Source organism: Virgibacillus sp. FSP13 (assembly GCF_054048505.1).
The window spans coordinates 1-1,503 of sequence record NZ_JBSVKG010000066.1 but is presented as its reverse complement, the minus strand read 5'-3'; the positions used below and the strand labels follow the sequence as shown (position 1 = coordinate 1,503).

Sequence of the window (1,503 nt, the reverse complement as noted above, 5' to 3'; positions counted from 1 at the left end):
CAGCTGTGAAGAGTAAATTTATGTTTTATTACGCTTAATTCAAGAAAACAACTTATCCACATAAGTAAAAATTTTCCATACGTTTATTTTACTTTTTTACCATAAACGAACAGAATTTGTGATATTTTAATTTAAAATTGTGGATAACTCAAATTTATTCTTTCTAAACATCACTTCCTTTGGTATAATGTAATTATTAGGTAAACCTTACTTGCATAGGTTTTACCATTGTAGCTATATCCTCGTCTGTTAATCTGCGTGTCCGAATCGCTTCTAACAGGTTTGAGGATATTTCTTTTGCTGTTTTTTTCAGCTTTTTAAATATCTTCGCCCCTTTTTCGTAGAGCTGCATGAGGATATCGGTAATTTGGGTCAAGAGGTAGTGATTCTTCATCGCCTGATGATCAAGGCTTCCGGCATGTTCGATGTGGTATCGAATATTTTTTTGTCGGTTGAATCCCTGGTTCTCTATTTTCCAACGGCTTCGACCTACGCCAACCAGTTTCTTCGCATTTCGCTTCGTCACTTGAATGTCGGTCAGGAATAAAAAGGATTTCTCCTTGTCTTCTTTGTTCTCCAGAGTCCCTTCCAAAATATTCAGGGTTCGCTCCTGATAGGAGATATCGTTTACCCAAAATACATCGCGATACTTATCACTTTCGATCTCTTTGATGGCCTTAAATTCTTTCGCAACACTCCTAATTCGGCCTTCTTTAAACCGCATCATAAATGCCCATTTATAAGAATCGCAACGCTTAAATACACTTTCACAAGCATAAAGGCTGTCACCTAGAATACAGATTGGTAGTCTTTTATAGGTGTCTTTGAGTTTTTTCGCTAAACGGTGAAAAGCTTTTAATTCACAATCCTGTTTGGGTACATCTTCAGATTCATTTTCAATAAATTCCGAGCCAATACTCAACACCATATCTCCCACGACAAGTTTCGCTTCAAGCACGTGATGCATATACACTATTCGTTTCTCGCCTGTTTCTTGATTGGTATATTCCCGTTTCAAGCAATGATCGCAATGTTTTTCTGCAAAGCTAAATAGTCCGGTCCCATCAATAATGACTCCCCAATATTTCCCATTAATGCGATAAGGTTCCAAGCATCGTTTCTTCAACAATTCCTGGATCATGTATGTCCTCACATCTTCAAGTTCAGTCGGCTCCAACGCCTCTAGAAAATCGTTGATCGTATCGTAATGAGGAAGTTCCTCTAATTCCTCTAATCCAATTATTTTTTGAATGTTTTCGATGCAGTCCTCTTTATTAAATTGGCTTGTCATGTCACGCATACTCTTTAAATTACAAGCATTTTTGAGAATCATCATCAAAAGAATAAGATCACATTGATAGAGGATATAACTAGGATGCCTTGGGTCTTTTACTTGATTGAGCTTTACAAATAATTCTTTAAAATAGTGTTTTTTGATTTTACCAAACTCGAATAAATAATTTGTTTCATTTTCCTGTTCTCTTTTTTCTTTTCGCGTTGCCA

At 36.3% G+C, this 1,503-nt stretch carries 1 protein-coding gene; it reads right to left on the bottom strand.

Features of this window, described 5'->3' with window-relative positions; genetic code table 11:
- Window positions 1-196 precede the first annotated feature (196 nt).
- The coding region (locus ACW2QC_RS20185) for a transposase family protein (RefSeq protein ID WP_457545719.1) at window positions 197-1,503 on the bottom strand (1,307 nt) is incomplete at its 5' end.